Below are 20,598 nucleotides of genomic sequence, written 5' to 3' on the forward strand. Positions count from 1 at the left end.
TCATCTTTACGGTTTGTTGCGGGTGTTAGCGCTCACAACACTTGGATCGATAGTATCCAACCCGCGCCGGAAAGGGCGAACCGCTTCCGGCGACTCGGGGAAGTAGCCGCCGAGGGGAGGGGCCGGGCAGATCACTCCGGCCCCTCCGAGCGTCGACTCCTAGAAGTCGTACTGCTTGTAGTTGTCCTTTGTGAACTGGAGCGGCTTCGAGAAGATGATCGTGCCGGGCGTCGGGTCACTCGTCACAGTGAAGGATCCGAGCGAACCAGCGGTGAACGTCGGGCTGCTTCCCGTGATCGTGCCGTCTGCGACCCCGCGCGCCAGGTAGGCGATCAGCTGGCCCTGCTTGACCTCATCCCAGAGGAAGAGGCCGGTCAGCGAGCCGTCCTCGAAGTACTGCGCGTTCGGATTCGGGTCACCGATACCGAAGACGCCGACCTTGCCGACCACTCCCTGTGACTTCACCGCGGCGAGCGCGCCAGGCACGGCGGCGCCGTCAATCGGAATGAGCGCCTTGAGGTCAGGGTTGGAGTTGATCAGGTTGACGGCCTGGGTCTGGCTGGTCGCCTGGTTGGACTGGCCGTAGCCGATGTCCACGAGCTTGAGGCCCGGGTCATTCTTGCTGGCGTATGACTTCATCGCGTCGATCCAGGCGTTCTGCACCGTGGCATCCTTGGTCGACGAGAGAATCGCGTACGACCCCGTCGCGCCACCGTGAGCAACCACTGCGTCGATCAGGGCCTTACCCATGGCCGGGTAGGCGGTGTCCTGGATGAAGTACTGGCGCGCAGACGGCGTCACGTCGGAATCGAAGCCGATGACCTTGATTCCCGCCTTCTTGGCGGCGGTGAGGGCCGGAACGATCGACGTCGGGTCGTTGGCGGAGTATGCGATGACGTTCGGCGGGTTGTTGCTGTTGACGAGGCCCATGATGACCTGGGCTTGGTCAGCACCGCTCGCCTTGACCGAAGCGGTGTACTTGATCTTCTCCTTGAGCTGCGACGCGACCTGCTTCGCACCCTTGACATTCGCCTCGAACACGGGAAGGCCGAGCAGCTTGGGGACGATCGCGACGGTGATCTCCTTGCCCTTGGTGGAACCGGAGTTGTTCGAAGAGCTGGAGCTACCAGTTCCCGAAGAGCACGCGGCAAGCACGAGTGCGGCTGCTGTGACAGCGACCGTCGCTATGCCAGCGCGACGAAATTTACGTGAGCGCAACATTGGGACTCCTCATCTTTCTGATGATTGTGGTGACAAATTTCTGGAAAAGAGTGGTTGCCAACCGAAAATGGCATCGCTGAAGGAACGCGCGAGCGCGGTTGACAAGCGTGCTAAGTTCTGAATTCGTTAGTTCAGTTGATGTGTGTGGCTTCGGTCCTCCTTATCGTTTTCGCACGAGTGTTCCGACTCGTGTCGTGACCCGGTGACGGAGTGCACCGAGAAATGTTGCCCCCGCGGGGCGCTCGACCGCGATCTTGATGACGAGGGCGACGATGAGCAGCAGGCCGGTTACCATGCTCGCGATGAGCGAGCTGAAGCCCGCGTTGAGCATGCCTTGGGTGAGATACCCGAGCAGCAGCACAGCGACGAACACCTCGCCTACCCGACCGCGACCGCCGAAGATGTCCACCCCCCCCGAGCACGACGCAGGTGATCGCCGGCAACAGGAGCGACAGTCCCGAGTCCGACCGCCCGGCATTGAAGTAGGCGGCGAGCACGACACCTGCGACCCCCGCGATTACGCCGCTCAGCGTGAACACTCCGATGACGGTGCGCGTCACCGGGATGCCGGTGTACTTCGCGGCGGATGGGTTGTAGCCGACGAGTGCGACGCGGCGACCGAACCGCGTGCGTCCGAACAGGAGTGCAACACCGAGGGAGACGACCACGAAGATCGCGAGGATGACCGGAATCGGGCCGAGCGTTCCCTCACCCAGGGTGATGAAGGCATCCGGGAACCCCGACGGCGGACTGTCTCCGGCCAGCGAGACGGCAAGACTGCTCGCGATGAATTGCGTCGCAAGCGTGACTAGCAAGGAGTCGATCCCGAGCAGCGTCACGATCAACCCGTTGATCAGGCCGATGACGGTCGTGATCGCGATGGCGAGCAGGATCGCCAGGTAGATGTTCACGTGCGCGACGAGCGCCGCCCCCACGACGACCGAGGCGAGACTGGCCATGGCGCCCACTGACAGGTCGATATTGCCGGTCAGGATCACCAGCGCGCTTCCCATCGCGAGGATGCCGGTGGGGATGAACGATTCGATCTGCGAAAGCATCCCCGCGCCGCCACCGAAGAAGTTGCGATTGATGGCGGAGAACCACACCAGCTCCGCGATCAGTGCGGCGGTGAGGATTCCACCCCAGACGGGCGTGCGCCAGGGGCGAGCCGGACTTATGCTGCTCATCGGGTTCCGTCCTTCTTCTTGCGCAGGCGAGATCTCACCCGGGTGCCCTGCCGCGCACGCGGGTCCGCGACGACGGCTAGCAGGATAAGAACGCCGATGCCAGCGGGCTGCCATTCGTCGGGAATGTGTGCCGCGATACCCATCGCGGACAGCGTCAGCGAGAGGAAGATGCTGCCGAGCAGCGCTCCGAGCGCGTTGCCCCGTCCACCGGTGAGCGCCGCGCCGCCGATCAGCGCGGCGGCAATGGAGTTCAGGTTCTCGTTCGTCTGGGTGCCCGTCAACGCATCCGCCGACCCCGTGCGCATGAGGTAGATCACGCCGGCGAGCCCAGCGAAGAAACCGCACACGACGTAGGCGATGAACGTCACGCGAGCGGTCGGGATGCCACCGCGGAACGCGGCCTCCACGTCGTCACCGACCGCGTAGAGGCTCCGACCGAACACGGTGTAACGCAGCACGTAGCCGGCGACGATCGTCGCGATCACACCGGCGATGAGCAACCAGGGCACGCCGGGGACCACCGTGAATGACGCGACACCGAACCTCGTGTACTCGCTCGGGACTGTGTTGACCTGGCTTCCGTTCGTGACGAGGAACTGCAGGCCGCCGTAGACAGTGAAGGTTCCAAGGGTCGCGATGATCGGCGGAACGCGCAGGATGCTGACCAGCAGCGCATTACCCGCGCCGAGCACGACGCCGATCCCGGCCCCCAGCAGCAATCCCAGGCCGAGCGGCAGGCCGTGGTCCTGCGCCTGGAAGCCCACGATGACGGCCGAGAGCCCAAGGATCGGTGCGACCGACAGATCGATGCCCTTGGTGAGCATCACGAAGGTCTGGCCGAGCGCCATAAGGGTCGTGACCATCGCGGTGATCAGGAGGCTTGAGATCACGCGCGACGACAGGAAGGCCGGGTTCGCGATCCCGCTCACCACCGCAATGACGACCATGATCGGAATCAGCTGCACATCACGCCGTGCCAATAGCGCTCGGACCGTGCCGTCTCCGGAGCGGCTGAGCCGCGGAGACAGTGTTGGCGCGACGGACATCATGCGGCTCCCAGCGCGAAGGCACCGAGTGCGTCGACGGTGATCTCATCGCCAGCGAGTTCTCCCGCAACCTCGCCCTCGTAGATCACGTACACCCGATCGCACAGGCGCACGAGTTCCTCGAGTTCGGAGGAGATGACAACGGATGCCAGGCCATCGGCCGCGAGCTTCTCGATGATTTCGTAGATGCCCTCCTTGGCCCCCACGTCGACGCCACGCGTGGGTTCATCGAAAATCGCGGCGCGGGGGGCGGCGAGCACCCAGCGCGCGAGGAGGACCTTCTGCTGGTTTCCGCCGGACAGCGACTTGATGCTCAGGTCCATGTTCGCCGCGCGCACGCCGAGCTCCTCTGCTGCCGCCAGCGCGTCAGACTGCTCAGAGCGACGCTTCAAGAGACCTAACCTGCGTGACAGGCGCGAAACGATGGCCGAGGTCGCGTTGCGCGTCAGGTCGACCTCGGAGAAGATGCCGTTTCGGCCGCGATCCTCCGCGAGATAAACGAGCCCCGCGTCGATGCATTCGCTCGGCGTTGCTCCGGAGATGTCCCTGCCGTCGATCGTGACGCGCCCGGCGGTCGCGCCACGAAGTCCGAAGACGCTTTCGGCCAGTTCGGTGCGGCCGCTCCCCACGAGACCGGCCAGACCGACGATCTCGCCGGAGCTCACACGCAGGGAGATGCGCTTGACCTCCGGCAGGCTCTCCACACCGTCGACCACCAGGACGGTTGCGGCCTCGGTGACCCGGTTGCGAGTGGGACGCTGCGTGAGGCTGATTTCGCGGCCCACCATCGCGCGGATGAGTTCGCCGCGACTCATCCCGCCACGGTCTGCGCGAGCCACGACCTCACCGTCGCGCAGCACGGTGATCCGATCGGAGATCGCCTCCACCTCGTCGAGGCGATGGCTGATGAATCCGAGGGTCAGGCCGCGCTCGCGCAGCTCGTTCATGAGCGAGAAGAGCTTCTCGGCTTCGTGCCCGGACAGCGGCGACGTCGGTTCGTCGAAGTAGATCACGCCACAACCGTGGGCGAGGGCGCGCGCACACTCGAGCAGCTGCTGATGCGCGAGCGAGAGTCGCCCGGCCAGCGTACGCGGATTGCTGTTGAGCCCGACCGCGGCGAGCAACTCGCCCGCAGAATCGTTGATGGTCTTCCAGTCGACGGTGAACCCGAGCCTGCCCACGGGCAGCGCGCCCAGGAAGAGGTTCTCGGCGACGGAGAGGTCAGGCATGAGTCGCGGTTCCTGAGGCACGAGGTAGATGCCCTTGCGTTGCGCCTCTGCCGGGCTGGGGGAACCGAGGTCGACACCGTCGAGGATGAACTCCCCACGGTCGGCCGTGTACACGCCGGACATGAGCTTCAACAGCGTTGACTTGCCTGCGCCGTTCTCGCCGACCAGGGTGTGGACCTCGCCCGGGTGGAAGTCGATGCTCACGTCTTTCAGAACCGGAACCCCCGAGAAGGCCTTGAAGGCTCCGCGGATCTCATAGTCCAGCCCCGCAGCCGCCACCCGGCCCAGGGTGGTTCCCCCCGACGCCGGTGCGCTCATGCCCGCGCCTCGCATCCGGTTGCGAGCACTCGTCCGCGACGAGCGGGAATGCGGCGAATAACCAACATCATTGACGGTTCCGTTTCACTTCTGGCTGTGGGTGCGGAGAAATGTGATCGCTCACATTCAGGGTGTCAGTAGAACAGACGACTCCTCGCTTGTCAATCGCAACTCGGCTGATTCAGTCACCCCGCGCGAGCAGGCCGCCCACCGACGAGCACCTCGAGACGAGACACAAGAGCGACCCTGGGGCGAGCGGCTCCCGCCGCCTGTATACCCAGAGTGAACGGCTCACGCGCGGCCGGCGACGATACTTCAACTCGGGAGAAACCCTTGATTTTCAGGGCTGATACCCGTGGACAGCTCCGGTTTAACGAAACGTTTCGCAACGCGGCCATGCGACTCGCGACATCCGTGCTCGGCTTTATTTTCGCCGCGCACAGGGCCGCGGACGCGCTGTGTCGCACGCACGGCTCGCCATGACCGAGGCCGTGTGTTCCGAAAGTTACACTGGCTCGCTCACTCGGATGCCACGGCACTGTGCGAATGTTAGCGTGCGACATTGCGTAGGTTTCTCCGCGCCAGATGGAACTCCGTCAAGGAGCGTGAAACGCCCACGAGGGTGCGCCCGATCCCCGTCGACGACGCGAATGACGCCCATAAATTGGTGGAGAATTTTTTTGCGCACGCCTCGCCCCTTCCGTCGAGCGTGCCCGTCCGCGCCGAGCGTGCCTCTTTGAACGCGTGTAAACGGGCACGCTCGGCGCAGGCGGGCACGCTCGACGAATATTGTGCGGATGCGGAGGTCAGCGCAGCCGCTTCGTGATCGTGACGACGAGAGCGGCGACGGCGAGGATGGCGGGGATGAGCAGGTTGGCTCCGGCGAGCAGGAGCAGGCCCGAGACGAGCACACAGGAGGTCAGCGCGAGCCACCAGCCCAGCGACCACCGCTTCAGAAGCTTCACCGCGGCTGCCATGCCGAGCGCGTAGACGGCGACCATGCAGCCGGTGTGGATGAGGATGAACGGGGCGAGATCGAGCCCGGTCATGACCAACGCGACCAGGTAGATCGCGGCCAGCACGCCGACGACCGCGAGACTGCGTCTCGGAATGCCGCCGCTCTCGGCGCCCTTCGCCATCCACTTCGGCAGGTCTCCGTCCCGCCCGAGCGACGCTCCGAGCTTGGCGAAGGCGCCGAGGTAGGCGTTCAGCACGCCGAGGGCAACGATAGCGGCGATCGCGGCGACGAATGCCGGGCCGATCCCCGGGGCCGTTCGCGCGACCAGGTCCAGGAGCGGAACGGCACTGTCGCCCGCGGAGCCGCCGAGCACGGCCACCGTGACGAGCTGCAGCGCGAGGTAGGCGAGCCCCACCGCGGCGATCGCGATCGCCGTGGCGAGCGGGATGGTGCGACGCGGATTGCGGAACTCCCCCGCGATGTGCGTCACGGCCTCCCATCCGGCGAATGCCCAGACGAACAGGCTGATTCCCGCGCCGACACCTGGCCAGCCATGCGGCATGAACGGAGCGAAGTTGGCCGGGTCGGATGCGGGGGCCGAGACCGCGACGACACCGACAACGATCACGACCAGGCCGCCCGTGAGCAGCAACTGCACCCAACCGGACACTCGCAACCCGTAGGCGTTCGACACCAGGGGCGGAATGAGAATCAGCGCCGAAACGAGCACGACGACCCAGCGCGGGCCACCGAAGATCGCCACGACATAGGAGCCACCGAGCACGGCGACGACCGGTGCACCGACGCAGACGCCGAAGAAGAACCAGTATCCGGCCATCCGCGCCGCCGTCTTGCCGAGCGCAAGCCGTACGAACGTCGCGACGCCTCCCGAGTCGGGATAGCGTGCCGCAAGTGCGGCGAAGGTTCCTGCCAACGGGATCGACAACAGCAGCACGGCGAGCACGGAAAGTATGGAGGCCGGTCCGGCCCTCGTTGCTGCGAGCGCCGGCAGCACGAGGATCCCGGTGCCGAGGACCGCCGCGATGTACAGTGCGGAGCCCTGCAGCAGGCCGACACTTCCCGCGGCGTGCGCGGGCACGGCACCCGTGTCGACGGTCACACCCGCGAGCGGTTCGGGCGCGCCTTCGGTCATCTCTCTATCGTGCCAGCAACCGCCGTCACCCCGCGTGGGGTCACTTCGACAGGCTCGGTACGGCGCTCGAGACCGGCCCGTCGCTAACGTCGGAGATTCGGGGACACGCCGCGCTATCCGGCCGATTTTCGCGGCGTGTCGCATTTCATCCGTCGTTACCGACGTACCACAGCGCGTCGAGTAGGCCGCGAGGAAGATGCAGCCGTATCGAGACCACGGTGCGAGTTACGCCGTCCCGGTCTCGATACGCTCGTGCCTCGCTACTCGACCCGCAGATACTACTTCAGGGCCTGGATGACATCCGCGATCAGGTCGTCGACACCCTCGATGCCGACGGACAGGCGAACGATGTTGTCCGGCACCTCGAGTTCGGTTCCCCGCACGGAGGCGTGGGTCATCTCCGACGGGTAGCCGATGAGCGACTCGACGCCGCCGAGCGACTCCGCCAGCTGAAAGATCTCTGTCGACTCAGCGAAGGAGCGCGCGGCCGCGGCCCCACCGCTCACGGCGACGGAGAGCATCCCGCCGAAGCCGCGCATCTGGCGGGCGGCAAGCTCGTGGCCCGGGTGGCTGGGCAGCCCCGGGTAGTACACGCGCTCGATCTTCGGATTGCCGACGAGCGCCTCGGCGATGGCCTGCGCGTTCGAGGAGTGCCGCTCCACCCGCACCGCGAGCGTCTTGAGCGAGCGGCTCGTCAGCCACGCATCCATCGGTGCAGAGATCGGGCCCGCCGCGAACTGCAGGAAGCCGATCGCGCTCGCGAGCTCGTCATCGTTGAGGATGACCGCGCCACCGATCACGTCGGAGTGCCCACCGATGTACTTGGTGGTGGAGTGCACGACGACATCCGCGCCAAGCAGGAGCGGGTTCTGCAGGTACGGAGAGGCGAAGGTGTTGTCGACGACGACGAGCACTCCGGCCGCGTGGCCGATCTCGGCGAGCGCGGCGATGTCCGTGATCTTCATGAGCGGGTTGCTCGGGGTCTCCACCCACAGAACGCGCGTCTCGGGGCGCAGGGCCGCGCGCACCGCATCCAGGTCGGACATCTCGACCGTGCTGAGCTTCACACCCCACGGCACGTGCACCCTGTTGACGAGTCGGTGGGTTCCGCCGTAGACGTCGTTGCCCATGAGCACGTGTGCGCCGGGGGTCAGTGCCGCGCGCAGCAGGGAGTCCTCCGCTGCGAGGCCGGACGAGAAGCTGTAGCCGTGCTTGCCGCCCTCGAGGCTCGCCAGCTGCTGCTGCAGCGAATCGCGGGTGGGGTTGGCGCTGCGCGAGTACTCGTAGCCGTCTCGCAGGCCGCCGACGCCATCCTGCACGAAGGTCGAGGTCTGGAAGATCGGCGGCACGACCGCCCCGGTGCGCGGGTCAAACGCCTGGCCCGCGTGGATGGCGCGCGTACTGAAATCCTGCTGCCCTGAATTGACTTGCTCTGACACGGGGTTCTTTTCTGTCGTTGTGGCCGAGTTGCCCACTTCCGCCCTCTTTTCGCAAGAAATGGAGCGAAATCGCGGCGTAAGTGGGCAACTCGGCGATGGATTGGTGGGTTAGTCGGAGACGAAGGTGAGCAGGTCGTGCCGAGTGACCACGGAGACGGGCTTGCCGTCTTCGACGACGAGCAGGGCGTCCGCGTCGGAGAGTGCTTCGCGCACCACCCCTATCGACTCGTAGATGCCGATCAGCCCGAGGGGTTTGCCGACGAACTTCTCGACCGGGTCGGTCATCTGGGCGTCGCCGCTGAAGACGTGTTCGAGCAGCGAGCGCTCCTCGAGCGCGCCGATCACCTCGCCGATGACAACGGGCGGCTCCGCCGTGAGCACCGGCAGCTGGGAGACGCCGTACTTGGTCATGATCTGGATGGCGTCCCGCACCGTGTCGGATGGGTGCGCGTGCACGAGATCGGGCAGCGCGCCCGTCTTGCTGCTGATGACGTCGGCGACCGTGCGCTCGTCCGACAGCTGAGTGAAGCCGTAGGACTGCATCCAGCTGTCACTGAACACCTTGCCCAGATACCCGCGACCGCCGTCCGGCAGGAGCACGACGACCACGGCATCCGCTGGCAGGTTTTTGGCGGCCTTGAGGGCGGATGCCACGGCCAGGCCGCTCGACCCGCCGACGAGTAGTCCCTCCTCACGCGCGAGCCTGCGGGTGAAGTCGAAGGACTCCGCGTCGGATGAGGCGATGATCTCGTCCACGACGGACGGGTCATAGGCCTCGGGCCAGAAGTCTTCGCCGACTCCCTCCACGAGGTAGGGCCGCCCGGTGCCGCCCGAGTAGACCGAGCCCTCCGGGTCTGCGCCGATCACCTTCACCGCACCGTTCGAGACCTCTTTGAGATATCTGCCGGTACCGCTGATGGTGCCGCCGGTGCCGACGCCCGCGACGAAGTGGGTGACCTTGCCCTCGGTGTCGCGCCAGATCTCTGGCCCGGTGGTCTCGTAGTGGCTGAGCGGGCCGTTGAGGTTCGAGTACTGATTGGGCTTGAACGCCCCGGGGATGTCTCGGGCGAGCCGGTCGCTCACCGAGTAGTACGACTCGGGGCTCGCAGGCTCGACGGCGGTGGGGGTGACGACGACCTCCGCGCCGTACGCGAGCAGCACGTTGCGCTTCTCCTCGCCCACCTTGTCCGGCAGCACGAACACGCAGCGGTACCCGCGCTGCTGGGCGACGAGGGCCAGTCCGATGCCGGTGTTTCCGCTCGTCGGTTCGACGATCGTGCCGCCGGGCTTCAGCTTGCCTTCGCGCTCTGCCGCGTCGATGATCCGCGTGGCGATGCGGTCTTTAGACGAACCGCCGGGGTTGAGGTACTCCACCTTGACGAGCACGGTCGCGGCGATACCGTCGGTCACATGCTGCAGCTTGACCAGCGGGGTGTTGCCGATCAGGTCGAGAACGGTCTCTGCGTATTTCACCGACCCAATCTACCAAGTACCGCTGCGAACCCACCCCGTGTGACGGGTGGGAGGCACACTCGCAATTGGAACGCCGAACACGGCCGGCCATCCCACCCGCGTCCTTTGTCCCAAATGAAGGCATCGAGCATCCGCCCTTCCGGAATCTAGGGTCTGCTCAGGGTCAAGAGCGCGATATGCCTTCATTTGGGACACCGCGGGATCGGTGGTGGAAAGGGATGCCACAGGACGAAAGGTCAGCGGCGGGAGGTCTGCTCCGTGTAGAGGGTCGCGTAGACACCACCGGCCGCGAGCAGCTCCGCGTGGGTGCCGCGCTCGACGATGTGCCCGCCCGAGACCACGAAGATCACGTCCGCCGCGACGATGGTGGAGAGTCGGTGCGCGATCGCGATGGTCGTTCGGCCGTGCGAGGCCGCATCCAGGGCATCCTGCACGACCCGCTCGGAGACGGAGTCGAGCGCGCTCGTCGCCTCGTCGAGGATGAGCACCCGCGGGTCCTTCAGGATGACTCGCGCGATCGCGATGCGCTGCTTCTCGCCTCCGCTCAGCCGGTAGCCGCGCTCACCGACGAGCGTGTCATACCCGTCGGGGAATGAGGTGATGGTCGCGTGGATGTTTGCTGCCTTCGCCGCCTCGACGAGTTCCGCATCGTTCGCGTCCGGCCTCGCGTAGCGCAGGTTCTCCGCGATCGTCGCGTGGAACAGGTAGGTCTCCTGGCTGACGATGCCAATGTTGGCGACGAGCGACTCCTGGCTGAGAGCGCGCACGTCCTCTCCGGCGAACAGGATGCGCCCGCTCGTGGCCTCGTGGAACCTCGGGATCAGGTACGACACCGTGGTCTTGCCCGCACCGGACGGACCGACGAAGGCGGCGAACTGGCCCGGCTCGATGGAGAAGGAGACGTCATCTAGGGTGGGGTGGGCATCCGGTCCGGCGTCCGGGTAGGCGAACTTCACGCGATCAAACTCCACTCGGCCGAGCTCGCTCTCGCGCACCGGGCGGGCATCCGGAGCCTCGACGATCGCGGGGACCAGATCGAGGTATTCGAAGATGCGGGCGAACAGCGCCTGCGAGGTCTGCAGGTCGAGGGCGACCCGCATGAGTCCGAGCAGCGGGAACATGAGCCGAGCCTGCACGGTCGTGAACGCGACGATCGTTCCGGCCGTGACGGGTACATTCCCCAGGATGAGCCAGGCCGCGACTAGATATACCACCGCGGGAATGATGGCGAGAAAGATCTGCACGAGCGCGAAGAACCACTGGCCGCTCATCTGCTGGCGCACCTGCAGCCGCACCTGGTTGTCGTTCTCGTCCGAGTAGCGGCCCACCTCCGCCCGCTGCTGGTTGAAGCTCTTGGCGAGCAGGATGCCGGAGACCGAGAGCGTCTCCTGCGTGATCGCCGTCATGTCGCTCAGCGATTCCTGGGTCAGGGTGGCAATGCGGGCTCGCACCTGGCCGACCCGACGCTGCGCGATCACGAGCAGCGGCATGAGCACGACGGCGACGACGGTGAGCTGCCACGACAGCAGCAGCATCGCGACGAACGCGGCGATCACCGTGACCGTGTTGCCGAGCACACTCGCGACGGTGTTGGTGAGCACGCTCGCAACGCCGCCGACATCGTTCTGCAGCCTGGACTGGATGATGCCCGTCTTGGTTCGCGTGAAGAAGGCCAACTCCATCCGCTGCAGATGACTGAACAGCCGGATGCGCAGGGCCCCCATGACCTTGTTGCCCACGGTCGCGGTGAGCCAGGTCTGCCACACGCCGAGCGCGGCGGACGAGACGTAGATCAGGATCATGAGCGAGACGATGCCGACAAGCACCGGCAGGTTCGGCCCGCCCTTCGGGAACAGGCCGAGGTCGAAGGCCTCCTTGGTCAACAGCGGAGGCAGCACGGAGAGTCCCGCGCTGAAGACGACGAGCACGACAGTGACCGTGAGCGCGACGCGGTGCGGCACGAAGAGCGCACCGATGCGGCGAAGCAGGCCAGGGATTTTCGGGGCCGCAGCGTTCGCGGCTCGCTGCGCACGCACATCCCCGCCACTCACGCGGCCGCCCCTGCCTCCGCCGCGCATCCCGCGCATTCCGCTCATTCGTAAACCCTACGACTCGGCATGCCCCCAACAGGCCCCCGTTCGCCGCAGGCGTGAGCGGCCGCAACGCACGTGTCTCGCGCCTTTCGTGGCGAGAAAGGTGTCTTCACGGCGGGAGAAACCACCACGGATGGCGGGAGAAGCCCCCTCGCGGAGGGAGTCCTAACTCCCGCCGCGAGCACGTTTCTCCCGCCGCGAGAAAACAAGCAGGAAGCACAGCACGAGAGCGCAGTTACGGAAAGGGACGAGCTACTTGGTGGAGCCCGCGAGCAGGGCGGAGACGAAGAAACGCTGGAAGGCGAAGAACACGATGAGCGGCACGATCATCGAGAGGAACGCGCCGGAGGACAGGATGTCGATGTTCGCCCCGAACTGGCGCAACTGGCTCTGGATGGCGACGGTCACCGGCTGCGATGTGGCGTTCGTGAAGATGAGCGCGACCAGCATGTCGTTCCAGGTCCACAGGAACTGGAAGATGCTGAGGCTCGCGATCGCCGGCAGTCCGAGCGGGAGGATGATGCGGCTGAAGATGCGCCACTCGCTCGCGCCGTCGATGCGGGCGGCCTCGAGCATCTCCCCCGGGATCTGCGTGAAGAAGTTGCGCAGCAGGAAGATGGCGAACGGCAGACCGTATGCGGTGTGGAACAGGATCACGCCGGCGATCGAGCCGAACAGCCCGATGCTGCCGTAGAGCTTCGCGATCGGAATGAGCGAGACCTGCAGCGGAACGGCGAGCAGCACGATGACGACGATGAGCAGCCAGTCCCGACCCGGAAACCGGATCCAGGCGAAAGCGTACCCCGCGAGGGATCCGATGACGACGACGAGCACCGTCGCCGGCACGGTGATCGCGATCGTGTTGACGAACGAGCCCATGAACTGCGAGTTGCCAAGCAGGTTCGCGTAGTTCTCGATGGTCAGCTGCGCCGGCCTCGTGAAGATCGTCCACCATCCGCTCTGGCTGTTGTCCGTGCTGGAGCGCAGCGAGGACAGGAACAGTCCGACCGTCGGCACGAGCCAGAACACGGCGACGATCACGAGGACGACGTTGACGACGCCCTTGCCGAAGAAGTCGAGGATACGCCCCGCGACGGTGCGCTTCGCCTTGACGATTCCCACCGGCGCCGTCATCGTTCCCGATCCATTCTGAAGCGACGCACGTTGATGATCATGAACGGCAGCACGAGCACGAGCAGCAGGATGGCGAGCGCACTGCCGAGGCCCTGGTCGTTTCCGCCGCCAAAGGAGACGGTCCACAGTTGCACCGCGATGACGCTCGCGTCGGGCAGGGAGGAGCCCGGAGGGATCACGTAGACGAGGTCGAAGATCTTGAGCACGTTGATGACGAGCGTGATGAACACGACGATGAGCACGGGCGAGAGCAGCGGCGCCGTGATCCGCCTGAACACCTGCCACTCGCTCGCGCCGTCCACCCTCGCCGCCTCCTGCAGCGAGATGTCCATCGCCGAGAGCCCGGATGCGATCATCACCATCGCGAACCCGGCCCAGATCCAGACATAGGCGAGGATGATCACCGCCGTGACCAGAGTCGGCCCGAGCCACGAGACCCCGGCATAGCCCTGCGAGAAGTTGGACGCAGGAAGGCCCACGGAGTAGCTGCCCGACTTCAGCCCGGTGATGGCATAGCGGCCGTCATCCGCGGTCGTTGCGGAGGCGACGACCGCACCGGAGGAATCGACGGCTTCCACCGTGATCCCGGGCAGCCCTTTCTTGTGGTCGCCGAGCTGACCCGGTGTCCCGCCACCGCCGGTCACGAAGTCGAGCCACACCGTTCCGGTGATCTCTGACCCTGCGGCATTGCTCGCCGCAACCGCCGTCTTCGCGCTGCCAGGCAGGGACGTGCCGAGGATGCCCACCAGCGGAAAGTCCTGCGCAGATCCGGTGCGAACAGCGGAATCCGTGAGGATCGAACCGTCCTTCTGCGCGCTGATTCCGGTGTTGTCCCTGGGCCTCGCGCCCGGATACGCCGCCCCGTGGGAGAACCAGTCGTGCACCGCGACGATGCCAGCGTTCACGGCACCCAGGTTGGGGTTCTCCTGGAACAGCGTGCGGAAGATCACGCCGGAGGCGACCATGGAGATCGCCATCGGCATGAACACGATGAGTTTGAACGCGGTCGCCCACCGAATGCGGTTCATCAGCACGGCGAAGATCAGCCCGAGGATCGTGCAGGTGATGGGCGCGACGATGACCCAGATGACGTTGTTCCTGATCGAGAGAAAGGTGGCCGGGTCTGTGAACATTGTCACGTAGTTGCCCGCGCCGACGAAGGCGTCGCCGCTCGCGTCGAACAGCGAGCGCCAGAGTGAATACACGACGGGGTAGCCGACCAGGACTCCGAGCAGGAACAGCGCGGGGGCGAGGAAGATCAGCGCCGTGACGAGGGCGCGCCGACCACCGCCACGGGGAGGACGGGAGTTCTTGTTGCGAAGAACTCCAACGCCCTTCCCCGTGACTGTCGTGGTCTCCGCGAGCTGGCCGGCGGACATCCGCTCGTTCTCTCTACTTGTAGTCGGCCGCTGCTGCCGCCTCGAGCGCCTGTGCCGTGCCCTGCACATCGCTCGGGTTCTTGTAGAAGTCGAGCAGGATCTTCCACTCGCCGGCACCCGGCGTGCCACCGAACGCGCTCGGCGCCTGGTCCGACATGTCGAAGCGGAAGGTCTTCGCACCGATCAGTGCCTCGGCGATCTGCTTCGACGTCGCATCCGGGTATGCCGACAGGGACACGTTCTTGTTCGGCGAGGTGAAACCGCCCAGCTTGACCCAGATGGTGGCCGCCTCGGGCGATGCCAGGTAGGTCATGAGGGCGCTCGCACCCTTGTTCTTCTTGAGCTGGATGGCGGCGTTGCCACCACCCACGACCGCGGGCCCAGACCCGTTGATCGACGGGAAATCGTAGAACTTCGCGTCGGTTCCGATCTTCGCCTTGGTCTGCGAGGTGATGTTGCCGGCCACGAAGTCGCCCTCGTAGACCGTTCCGGCCTTGGGCGGGTCGCCGAACACCTCGGTCACAGAATCGCCGAAGGTGCGCTGTGCACCGCCCGGTTCGATCAGGGTCGAGTCGCTCCACAGTTTCGACAGGATCGTGAGCGCGTCGATCACCGACGGGTCGGTCCAGGGGATCTTGTGCTGCGTGAGCTCGTCGTACTTCTCCGCTCCGGCAGAGCGGATGTAGACGTTCTCGAACCAGTCGGTGAGCGGCCAGCCGACATCGGCGCCGATGGACAGACCAGGGACGCCGGAGTCTGACACCTTCTTCAGCTGAGCGACGAAGTCATCCCAGGTCTTCGGCACGGTCGCGCCCGCGTTCGTGTAGACCGCCGTGTTGTACCAGACCGTGGACTTGTTCGATCCCTTGAACCAAATGCCGTAGAGCTTGTTGTCGACGGAGCCGAGCGTGATCCAGTCCTGCGAGAAGTTCTTCTTGACCGCGGCCTCGGTGGAGGCGGAGACCGGGACGAGACTGCCGGCCTTGGCGAGCGACTGCAGCAGGCCGGGCTGCGGGATGACCGCGACATCCGGCGGGTCCCCTCCCGCGATCTTGGTGTTCAGTGTGGTCGCAACGTTGCTTCCGTAGCTCGTGTAGTTGACCTTGGCCCCGGTCTCGGAGGAGAACTGGGCGAGTACTTTCTCGAAGTTCGCCTGCTCAGCGCCTGACCAGTCTGCTGCGACATTGAGTGTTGTGCCCTTGAGGCTCTGGTCTCCCGAGCCTCCGGATGAGGACGTGCTGCCCCCGCTGCAACTGGCCAGGGCCATGGCGATGGCTCCGGCTGCTGCGATCGGGACGAGCACTCGATGGTGCCTGTGAAAACGCATGTGTCTCCTCCTTCATTGGAGTCGAATCACACGAGCGGGATTTTCCCGTCCATCGCCAATCGCGGCCGTCCGAAGTCGGCCGACAATCGGTTGGTGAAATCGCGCAGCGCCATTCCTAGCAATGACGCCGACCCTTAAACGCTAGGCTGGCGTGCCTCCGAATACAAGAGGAATTCTGAACACTCCTCGCGGGTGCGCGGCTGAGACCCTGTACCCCACAAAGAAACAGTGGGCGCCTCCGTCGGGGGCGCCCACTTGTGCTGTTCCACCACACCGTCACGGTGTAATGCCATCTTGGGTTCTGTGGAGCTTCGTCGGGAATCATCACCCCGACGCGGGGAAAACCACACCCCGTTCGGCGCGTCGAGCCGGGGGCTAGCCAGAGGGTAAGACTGTCTAGTCTCGCGCTTCGATGGGGATCAAGCTCACACGTGACTGCAGGTACGACAAGCTTTCCGTGCGTCGATTACGTCCCCATTATGGCGGACATGGCGAGAGCAACGCAAGTACTTTTCGTTTTCTTTGGGGGCGGATTCTGCCGCAAACGACACGGAGGCGCCGCCCCATGACGGGACGGCGCCTCCGAGGCGTGTTACAGCGTATTTTACTTGAGGGTGACGGTTGCGCCGGCAGCCTCGAGCTGAGCCTTCGCCTTCTCGGCGGTCTCCTTGTTGACGCCCTCGAGCACGTTGCCCGGTGCGCCATCGACGACGGCCTTGGCCTCGCCCAGGCCGAGGTTCGTCAGTGCACGGACCTCCTTGATGACCTGGATCTTCTTGTCGCCTGCAGCGTCGAGGACGACGTCGAAGGAATCCTTCTCCTCAGCCTCGTCGGCGGCGGCAGCGCCACCGGCAGCAGCGCCACCGGCCGCGGCAACCGCGACGGGGGCAGCAGCGGTGACCTCGAAGACCTCCTCGAACTTCTTGACGAAGTCGCTGAGCTCGACGAGCGTGAGCTCCTTGAACGCCTCGATGAGCTCGTCGCTTGACAGCTTTGCCATGGTATTTCTCCTTCTATCTGGTATTTATCGCCGCGTCGCCGTACCCGGAAATCAGGCAGTGGCGCGCGAAGTCTTACTGCTGGGTCTGCTTCGCGCGCAGCGCGTCGACGGTACGAACCGCCTTCGACAACGGAGCGTTGAACAGGTAAGCGGCGCCGAACAGCGAGGCCTTGGCTGCGCCGGCGAACTTCGCCAGCAGCACTTCCCGGGACTCGAGATCAGCGAGCTTGATGACCTCTGCAGACGTGAGGGGGTTACCGTCGAAGTAACCGCCCTTGACCACGAGCAGAGGATTTGCCTTGGCGAAGTCGCGCAGGCCCTTCGCGACGGAGACGGGGTCTCCGTGCACGAATGCGATGGCGGATGGGCCGACCAGCTCGTCGTCAAACGAGCTGATACCGGCCGCGTTTGCCGCGATCTTGGTCAGCGTGTTCTTCACCACGGCGTATGTTGCGTTCTCACTGATGCTCTTTCGCAGCGTCTTCAGCTGCGCAACGGTGAGGCCGCGGTACTCGGTGAGCAAAACAGCGGTCGAGTTACGGAACAGTTCCGTAAGCTCGGCAACCGAAGCTTCCTTGTTCGCCATGTGGCTCCTCAATTTCGTTATTGCAATGCACCTAAACGGTGCTGTGCCCGAACGGGCACCAGCCTCGGCCGATTGGGCGGGCCGCTCACGAAAAAAGCTCCGGCGCAAGCGCACGGAGCTGGAGTCTTGTTGAAGACATCTACTTCACACACCTGCGCGGGTTCCCACTCGTTGAGCGAGCCTTAGGTCGGTGCATTTTTACGCGCACCGACAACCTGCGGTCTTTGGCCTCACTCAGGCTACGGGATGCGCGGGGCCAGTGCAAACCCACGCGGATGTTGAGCGCGTCAGGACAAGGCGAAGGCATCTCGACCCGGGGCCCATCCAGGTGAGTCGAATAATCACTGCCATTCGTACATATATTTGTGGTTAATGGGCATAAACACCATTTTGCAGTGGTAGAATCGTGCTTATGCAGACCGACGCCGCCGATCCGACCTGGCCTCCGCATGGGGTTGAGTCGCTGCCCTGGCGTCAGCAGGTGCGAGGTGGCACGCGCGAAGACCGGATGTTAACATCGGTCGAGGCGACGATCCCCCCACTGATCGAGGCGCTCGACTATGTGCCGCCACTGACTGTGCTGCTGAAAACTGAGAAAGCTCTCCTCACTGTCGCGCAGGCCGATACCGATGCCGAAGGGCACTCCGCGGCGCTGAGCCGTTTCATGATGCGTTCGGAATCCGTGGCCTCATCGAAGATCGAGCGCATCACCGCAACCGCGGTTGACTACGCCAAGGCGATCGCAGGCAGGCGAGGCAACGCCGCTGCGGTGAGCATGGTCGCCGCGTCATCTGCGCTGCATGAACTCATCACGACAGTGAGTGAGCACGGGCACTTTGAGCTAGAGCACATCACGAGCGCGCACCGCGCTCTGATGGCGAACGACCCAGACGAGGCCGATTATGCTGGCCGCCTGCGAGACGTGCAGAACTGGATAGGCGGAAGCGACTACTCACCCCGCGATGCTCTCCATGTGCCGCCAGCGCCCGAAAGGGTTCCTGAACTGATGGCGGATCTCGTGGCGTACCTCAATCGCGACGACGTGCCGGTGATGGTGCAGGCGGCGATCGGTCACGCACAGTTCGAATCAATCCACGCCTTCACTGATGGCAACGGTCGCATCGGCCGCGCGCTGGTATCCGCTGTGTTACGCCGTCGCGGAGTCACCCGTAACGCCGTTGTGCCGCTCGCCAGTGGCCTCCTCGCGCGACGCGATGGCTACTTCGCATCGCTCGGCACGTACCGCCGGGGTGACCCCGCGCCGCTCATTGACCTTTTCGCACGGTCGGCGCGTGCTGCCGCCGAGTGCTCGCGCGAGAGCATCGCTCGTCTGAAGGCAATGCCCGGCGAGTGGGCCGCGGAGCTGCGCCCACGTGCTGGCTCTGCTGCCGCAGCACTTATCCACGCCTTCTACGACCACCCGGTGATGAGCGCGGACGAGATCGAGATCCGGTCTGGCTCAGTTGCCTCTCAGGCATACCGCGCACTCGATCGACTCACGCGGGCCGGGTTCATCGAGGAAATCACGGGGCGCAAGAAGAACCGCGTTTGGGCTGCGTCAGAGGCACTGGCCGAGCTCGACGAACTCGATCGACGCATCCAAGCCGCGATGGATTGAATCCCCGGCTTCAGCCGTGGACTGTTCGACATCGACGACGCGTTCGCACTTCCTTGCGGAGCTCTTCGCATCCAATTCGTATTAGACCCCTCGGCAGTCCCGTCGACACGTTTTGAAGCGGGACGGCAACCGCCGCCCCCGAAAAATACCAGGAACGAAACCAAGGGCGAATCATGGCACTGTTCTGCGCATCCGTGGCCAACCACTTCACCACACTGCCCGACACCCCCACCGTCGTGGAACGCTCCACGACCGGACCGATTTGTCCCGGCCGTCGGCATCCTGGCCGCGCAGGTCGACCTTCTCTGCAGCGTTCGGGTTGATCAGGTGACGGAAGGCTTTTCAGGCTTTGGCTTCTCGGCGGGAGGCTTCTCGGCCTTTGGCTTCTCGGCGGAAGGTGTCGCGGCCGCGCGCTTTGTCGTTGCAGGATTCTGCGCCGTCGCGGGCCTCTCCGTCGAAGGTTTCGTCGCCCCAGCGAACTTGGCGGGGGCAAGCTTTGTCGTTGTTTGCTTCGGGGCGGTCCGCTTAGTTGCGGAGGCGGACTTCTTCTTTGCTGCGGGCCTAGGGGCCGCGGGCGCAGCCTCAGGCTGCGGTACGGGCTCAGGTTCGGGTACGGGCACGAGAGTCGGGGCGGGATGCACGCTGGCACCGGCCATGGCGCTCACGAGGCCCGCCTCCGCGCTCACGGCCGCGCGGGCCAGCGAGATGGCTCGCGCCTCCGTGGTGGATGCCTGGCGATCGAAGGCCCGCTCGGACTCTCCGCGCGGATTTCTGCGTGGCCGATTGGGGACATCCGCGGCGGTGTCTTTCTTGCGCTTGCGCGCTGGAAGAAGGATGAAGATCGCGAGCAGCACCACGACGCCACCCAGTGTGATGCTTGAGATGAGAAGCCCTGGGTTCGCCGGTGCAGCCGGGGGCTGTGTCGCTGCGGCCTTCTCACGCAGGATCTTCTGGTACTCCGCGATCGTCAGGGGGCCGCTCGTGCCCGAGCTGCCCGTGACGAGAGGCGTGAGAGTCTTGCCGTCGGTGGCAAACCACGCCTGCTGCACGGTGTCGTCGATGAGCTGGGTGTCTTTCGGCGCGCGCCCCAGTGCGTCGACGAGCGCGCGGCCGCGCGCGAAGTCCGCCAACTCTGCCTTGTCGCTCCCCGGGTTGATCCACACGGCGGCGAGACCGAGAATCGCGCCGCTCTTGGCCGTGACCGGGGCGATCCAGGTGTTGGTCAGCTCGGTGGGGGTGTCTGTCTTGTCACCCGCGAGAAAGCCCGGTGTCCAAGCGAGCAACCGGCGGATGGTGCCCACCGTGGTCGTGTCGCCGAAGGTCGTATCCGGGTCGGTGCTGTTCGCGGTGCCGTAGAGGTCCGCGAGTCGGGGAATGAGCCCGGTTGCGAAGTATGCCGCGACGTCCTCCGGCACCGGCGGCTCCTCGGCCGTCGCC

General features: G+C 65.2%; 15 protein-coding genes. 1 reads left to right on the forward strand and 14 read right to left on the reverse strand.

The genetic code is table 11. The features are described from left to right. Positions 1-159: 159 nt before the first annotated feature. The 13 genes from ABUA28_RS07460 to rplJ all read right to left on the reverse strand — a co-directional run bounded on the left by ABUA28_RS07460 (position 160) and on the right by rplJ (position 17,543). Positions 160-1,221 (reverse strand): substrate-binding domain-containing protein, encoded by a 1,062-nt coding sequence (locus ABUA28_RS07460; RefSeq protein ID WP_349903408.1) that lies wholly within the window; start codon positions 1,219-1,221, stop codon positions 160-162. A gap of 131 nt (positions 1,222-1,352) precedes the next feature. Beyond that, positions 1,353-2,408, reverse strand: coding sequence for an ABC transporter permease (locus tag ABUA28_RS07465; RefSeq protein WP_349903409.1), 1,056 nt, complete (start codon positions 2,406-2,408; stop codon positions 1,353-1,355). Further along, positions 2,405-3,457: an ABC transporter permease gene (locus ABUA28_RS07470; protein ID WP_349903410.1), complete on the reverse strand. Its 1,053-nt coding sequence runs from the start codon at positions 3,455-3,457 to the stop codon at positions 2,405-2,407. Before ABUA28_RS07470 ends, ABUA28_RS07465 begins: the two co-directional genes overlap by 4 nt. After that, a complete protein-coding gene (locus ABUA28_RS07475) occupies positions 3,454-5,001 on the reverse strand; it encodes a sugar ABC transporter ATP-binding protein (protein WP_349903411.1) in 1,548 nt (515 codons plus the stop codon). The genes ABUA28_RS07470 and ABUA28_RS07475 overlap by 4 nt, the downstream gene beginning before the upstream one ends. 806 nt (positions 5,002-5,807) lie before the next feature. Continuing rightward, positions 5,808-7,112, reverse strand: coding sequence for an APC family permease (locus ABUA28_RS07480; RefSeq protein ID WP_349903412.1), 1,305 nt, complete (start codon positions 7,110-7,112; stop codon positions 5,808-5,810). 278 nt (positions 7,113-7,390) lie between these two features. Continuing rightward, positions 7,391-8,551, reverse strand: coding sequence for a cystathionine gamma-synthase (locus ABUA28_RS07485; RefSeq protein WP_349903413.1), 1,161 nt, complete (start codon positions 8,549-8,551; stop codon positions 7,391-7,393). Positions 8,552-8,659: 108 nt separating this feature from the next. Next, on the reverse strand, positions 8,660-10,024 hold the full coding sequence (locus ABUA28_RS07490; RefSeq protein ID WP_349903414.1) for a cystathionine beta-synthase: 1,365 nt from the start codon (positions 10,022-10,024) through the stop codon (positions 8,660-8,662). Between the two features lie 236 nt (positions 10,025-10,260). After that, positions 10,261-12,111 carry an ABC transporter ATP-binding protein gene (locus ABUA28_RS07495; protein ID WP_349903571.1) on the reverse strand — a complete coding sequence of 617 codons (1,851 nt, stop codon included), beginning with the start codon at positions 12,109-12,111 and terminating at the stop codon, positions 10,261-10,263. A 258-nt stretch (positions 12,112-12,369) separates the two neighbouring features. Then, the gene (locus ABUA28_RS07500; RefSeq protein ID WP_349903415.1) at positions 12,370-13,251 is read right to left on the reverse strand and encodes a carbohydrate ABC transporter permease; all 882 of its coding nucleotides are present in this window, start codon (positions 13,249-13,251) and stop codon (positions 12,370-12,372) included. Further along, complete coding sequence (locus ABUA28_RS07505; RefSeq protein ID WP_349903416.1) at positions 13,248-14,630, reverse strand: ABC transporter permease subunit; 1,383 nt, start codon at positions 14,628-14,630, stop codon at positions 13,248-13,250. Before ABUA28_RS07505 ends, ABUA28_RS07500 begins: the two co-directional genes overlap by 4 nt. A 13-nt stretch (positions 14,631-14,643) precedes the next feature. After that, positions 14,644-15,957, reverse strand: a complete 1,314-nt coding sequence (locus ABUA28_RS07510; protein ID WP_349903417.1) for an ABC transporter substrate-binding protein — start codon at positions 15,955-15,957, stop codon at positions 14,644-14,646. A gap of 604 nt (positions 15,958-16,561) precedes the next feature. Continuing rightward, the gene (gene rplL, locus ABUA28_RS07515; protein WP_349903418.1) at positions 16,562-16,957 is read right to left on the reverse strand and encodes a 50S ribosomal protein L7/L12; all 396 of its coding nucleotides are present in this window, start codon (positions 16,955-16,957) and stop codon (positions 16,562-16,564) included. 73 nt (positions 16,958-17,030) lie between these two features. Then, positions 17,031-17,543: a 50S ribosomal protein L10 gene (gene rplJ / locus ABUA28_RS07520; protein ID WP_349903419.1), complete on the reverse strand. Its 513-nt coding sequence runs from the start codon at positions 17,541-17,543 to the stop codon at positions 17,031-17,033. Positions 17,544-17,955: 412 nt separating this feature from the next. Here rplJ and ABUA28_RS07525 point away from each other — a divergent pair, with 412 nt between their 5' ends. Beyond that, the gene (locus ABUA28_RS07525; RefSeq protein ID WP_349903420.1) at positions 17,956-19,161 is read left to right on the forward strand and encodes a Fic family protein; all 1,206 of its coding nucleotides are present in this window, start codon (positions 17,956-17,958) and stop codon (positions 19,159-19,161) included. A 323-nt stretch (positions 19,162-19,484) separates the two neighbouring features. Here the strand turns inward: ABUA28_RS07525 and ABUA28_RS07530 are convergent, their stop codons facing one another. Then, a complete protein-coding gene (locus tag ABUA28_RS07530) occupies positions 19,485-20,576 on the reverse strand; it encodes a hypothetical protein (protein WP_349903421.1) in 1,092 nt (363 codons plus the stop codon). Positions 20,577-20,598: the final 22 nt, after the last annotated feature.

Source organism: Parafrigoribacterium humi (assembly GCF_040227205.1).
Classification (GTDB): domain Bacteria; phylum Actinomycetota; class Actinomycetes; order Actinomycetales; family Microbacteriaceae; genus Parafrigoribacterium_A; species Parafrigoribacterium_A humi.

Bases quoted from the DNA above. Each gene is read 5' to 3' on its own strand.
- ABUA28_RS07470 (WP_349903410.1), bottom strand. From the start codon at position 3,457: ATGATGTCCGTCGCGCCAACACTGTCTCCGCGGCTCAGCCGCTCCGGA.
- ABUA28_RS07475 (WP_349903411.1), bottom strand. From the start codon at position 5,001: ATGAGCGCACCGGCGTCGGGGGGAACCACCCTGGGCCGGGTGGCGGCT.
- ABUA28_RS07465 (WP_349903409.1), bottom strand. From the start codon at position 2,408: ATGAGCAGCATAAGTCCGGCTCGCCCCTGGCGCACGCCCGTCTGGGGT.
- rplL (WP_349903418.1), bottom strand. From the start codon at position 16,957: ATGGCAAAGCTGTCAAGCGACGAGCTCATCGAGGCGTTCAAGGAGCTC.
- ABUA28_RS07480 (WP_349903412.1), bottom strand. From the start codon at position 7,112: ATGACCGAAGGCGCGCCCGAACCGCTCGCGGGTGTGACCGTCGACACG.
- ABUA28_RS07460 (WP_349903408.1), bottom strand. From the start codon at position 1,221: ATGTTGCGCTCACGTAAATTTCGTCGCGCTGGCATAGCGACGGTCGCT.
- ABUA28_RS07505 (WP_349903416.1), bottom strand. From the start codon at position 14,630: ATGTCCGCCGGCCAGCTCGCGGAGACCACGACAGTCACGGGGAAGGGC.
- rplJ (WP_349903419.1), bottom strand. From the start codon at position 17,543: ATGGCGAACAAGGAAGCTTCGGTTGCCGAGCTTACGGAACTGTTCCGT.
- ABUA28_RS07495 (WP_349903571.1), bottom strand. From the start codon at position 12,111: ATGCGCGGGATGCGCGGCGGAGGCAGGGGCGGCCGCGTGAGTGGCGGG.
- ABUA28_RS07510 (WP_349903417.1), bottom strand. From the start codon at position 15,957: ATGCGTTTTCACAGGCACCATCGAGTGCTCGTCCCGATCGCAGCAGCC.
- ABUA28_RS07525 (WP_349903420.1), top strand. From the start codon at position 17,956: ATGCAGACCGACGCCGCCGATCCGACCTGGCCTCCGCATGGGGTTGAG.
- ABUA28_RS07500 (WP_349903415.1), bottom strand. From the start codon at position 13,251: ATGACGGCGCCGGTGGGAATCGTCAAGGCGAAGCGCACCGTCGCGGGG.